The organism is Collinsella sp. SGI.095, from assembly GCF_050314535.1.
Taxonomy (GTDB): Bacteria; Actinomycetota; Coriobacteriia; order Coriobacteriales; family Coriobacteriaceae; genus Collinsella.
In genome coordinates, this window is sequence record NZ_JBNPNG010000040.1 from 1 (window position 1) to 3,482 (window position 3,482).

Below are 3,482 nucleotides of genomic sequence, written 5' to 3' on the forward strand. Positions count from 1 at the left end.
CAAAATATCGCTTATATGCATATTTAGGGAGCGATAGCCCGGGTACCCGTTTTTTCTGCCGCATGAACGCATGCTCACCATGCGTGACAGGCATGTTTACCGATTGCAGAGTATCAGGTGATGCGATCTCGCAAAATCGTGAACAAGCGCGTCGCGACCCACGGCGCGACGCCAAATGGACAAGCGCTACGTGCCCCGACCCGATAGCAATTTGCGACCATTCGACGCCTAATCACGCGTCTTTAGGGCACCAGATTCGGGTTCGATATTTAACGGATAGCGAAGGTGAGCAGCCAAATTGCCTTTGGAAAAGTAGACGGCCATCCCAGCTCATTCTCACCTGCGGTTTTGCAGCGAAAAATTGGGGGTCTACTCGCGCTAAGCCCGATTGGCTGCTCACCTTCGCTATCCCCTTATTTATGAGGCTCAAATCCGGCGAAAAAAAAGAAGCCCGGCAGGCGAAACGCCTACCGGGCTCATAGTTAAACGCTATTCGCGAGCTTCGAGGTTACTTCCTCTTGCGGCTCACGGTCACGCCAGCAGCGATGCAGACAACGGCGGCAACGGCGAACACGATGGGGAGCGTCGCGTTGTTGGTGTCACCCGTCTGAGGGAGCTGCTTCGCGGGCTGCTCGGGCTCGCTGGGCTTAGCGGCGGGAACAGTGTAGCTGTTGGTGAAGGTCGGGTTATTGCCCTCGACGGTGGCCTCGAGCTGGCCCTCGCCGTTGTCGGCAACCGTAATCTTGACCGTGTGCTCGGCGGTGTCGTAGGTCATGCCCTCGACGTCACCGGCGACCTCACGCATGGTGAAGGTGTAGGTACCAGCCTGCTTCAGGGTGAGTTCGCGGAAGGCGACGTTACCCTCGGCGTCGTTGGTGGCTCGATCCATGACGTCACCGTTGTTGAGGAGCTCGAAGGTGAACTGGCCATCAGAGAGGTCAGCGCCGTTGAGGACCTTCGTGGCCGTGAGATCCACGGTCACGGGAGCGGCGGTGTAGGAGTTGTTGAACACGATGGCGCTTGCACCCTCGGTGCTGGCAACAAGCTGACCCTCGCCGTTGTCCTCGATATTCACGGTATCCGTGTAGGCCCCCGTGTCATAGGTGACGCCAGCAACATCGCCAAGAGCCTCGCGGATGGTGTAGACGTGCGTGCCAGGCTTGGTGTAGTTCTGGGCGTTAAAGACCACGGTGCCGTCGGCAGCGTTGGTAGCGGTAGCAACTACCTGGTCGCCCTCAACGAGCTCGAAGGTGAACTCACCCTCCTTGAGGTCGCGGCCATCGAGCTGCTTCGTGACGGAGACGTTCTGGGACACGCTGAAGTCGACAGCGGCGGCGGAGTAGGTGTTCACGAAGTTGAGGTCGCCTTCGGGAACGGCGGTGAGGTTGCCCTGGCCGTCATCGGTCACGGTGATCTTGACGGTGTGAGCGTCGTCGTTGGCGACGCCAGGCTTGGAGCCACTCTCGGTAACGGTGTACTCGAACGTCTTGCTCATCTCGTCGCCGAGGTCAGCCTTGGTGAAGGTGATGTCGCCGAAGCTGAATTCGCCATTGACGTTGGAGACGGTCGTCTGGGCAGGAAGCGGAGCGCCGATGGTATCGGCAGAAATCTTGAACTCGTAATCGCCGTCTTTGAGCGCCGGGGCAGTGAGGCCCGGGGCGGCATCGATGGTCTTGGTGCCGGTCAGGGAAACCTTGGTTTCGTTCGTGCCGTCGTTCGTGCTGTAGTTGTTGACGAACTCGAGGTCACCATTGACGTTCGCCTCGAGGACACCATTCGCATAGGTCACGTCAATCGCGACGGTCTTGGACAGCGTCACGGGGCTGACGCCACCAGGAAGATTGCTGATGTCCTCGGCCACCTTGTAGACGTACTTGCCCGTCTTAGTGAAGGTGATGTCACCAAAGTTGAAGTAGCCGTCGGCGTCGTTGGAGACGGTCGTCTCGGCAGGAAGCGGAGCGCCGTCGGTAATGGCGGAAATCTTGAACCTGAACTCGTTAGCGGCGAGAGCGCGGCCCTTGAGCGTCTTGTGGCCGACGAGGCTATCGGCACCCTTAACAGTGACGGGCGCAGGAGCGGCGAGCTCAATCGTCGGGACGTCGAAGTTGGCCGTCTTGGCATCGGAGACGATGTTGCCCTGACCAGTCTGCGTCTGGACGGTCTTGTACTCGACGTAGCTCGCAGCATCCACGTTCGTCTCGAAGGTCTTAGCCTCGCCAGCCGCGGCGACCTCGGCCTTGGCCGCGTCGCTGGGACGAATGGTAAACGTCACGGAGTAGGTGACACCCTTCTCGAGCGTACCGAGCCCAGAAAGATCCCAGCTGAGGTTGCCGCCGTTGACGGTGGCAGCAGGAGCGTCATTCCACGCAGCACCGTTCTTGGCATAGCGGGCGTTCTCGATGGAGCCGTCCGCAGCCGTGCCCTCAACCCACTGCGTGAGCTGGTCGATGATCTTGACATCCTTGTAGCCAGCGGTCTTGGTGATGACCTGACCAATCTGGGTGAACGCACTCGCGAGGTTGTCGGCCGTGGTGCCGTCGAGGAAGGTGCCGGCGGTGTCAGTCGCGAAGGAGGTCATCCTATCGGCGTCCTTGGCGACGCTCACGACGAACAGGTTGGAGCCGTTGCGGTTATTGGCCTCGGCCTTGGCGGCGGCGTAGCAACGTCCGTCATTGGTGTCGCGATTGCCAAGCCCGTAGAGGTTATCGTTCTTCTTGCGGTCAGGATTAATAAGGCTGATCTCGTCCCACTTCGAATAGCCCATGGGGCTCACGCGGTACGTCGGGTTACCGTCGGAGAGAAACACGATGTGCTTCTCGGCGCCCTCGCGTCCGCTCGTCTGGGCGTTCGCGAGCTTGAGGCCACCCTCCCAGTTCGTGCCTTGGTCCTCCTCGGCAGCCGTCGGAACGGCATTGGCAACGGCATTCGGGTCGCTCGTGAAGTCCGTTGCGACCTGGGCGTTCGTGCCAAACGTCACGACGGAGACCTGAATCTGCTTGTTGGCGTTCTCGCCGGTGAGCAGGCTATTCGCAAGGGTGGCAGCAGCATCGTGCGCGGCCTGCATGCGACTCTTGTCGCGCCAGCCGCTCACCGTCTTGTTCATGCTCGTCGACACATCGACGACGAACACGACATCCACCGGCGTGGAGGTCGAGGACTGCTCGGTGTCGCCGGTCACGGACAGCGTGAGGTCATACGTGCCGTCCCCGTTATCCTTGATGGTTTTGCTGTGGGCGGGCATCCTATCAACCACGCCGCCGGCGTTCTCCGCCAGCGCTGCGGTTGGTGCCGCAACCCCGAATGCGAGCATGACCGTAGCGGCCACCGCAAACAGACGGCGACGCCACGAGCGGCTCGCGTGGCCGTTCGATTTCATACAAGCTCCTCTCCCCAGCGCTTGCGCGCCGATCACGCGGAGCTGTCAAACTACATTTACGGTGGCCCCGAGGGGCGTCAAATAGACAGCTCCAGCTTAAAGTTTA

Annotated in this window: 1 protein-coding gene; it reads right to left on the reverse strand. The window is 60.4% G+C overall.

What is annotated here, in order from left to right; translation table 11 throughout:
* Positions 1-508 precede the first annotated feature (508 nt).
* Positions 509-3,376, reverse strand: coding sequence for a Spy0128 family protein (locus tag ACQRCA_RS08295; RefSeq protein WP_427719869.1), 2,868 nt, complete (start codon positions 3,374-3,376; stop codon positions 509-511).
* Between the last annotated feature and the right edge of the window lie 106 nt (positions 3,377-3,482).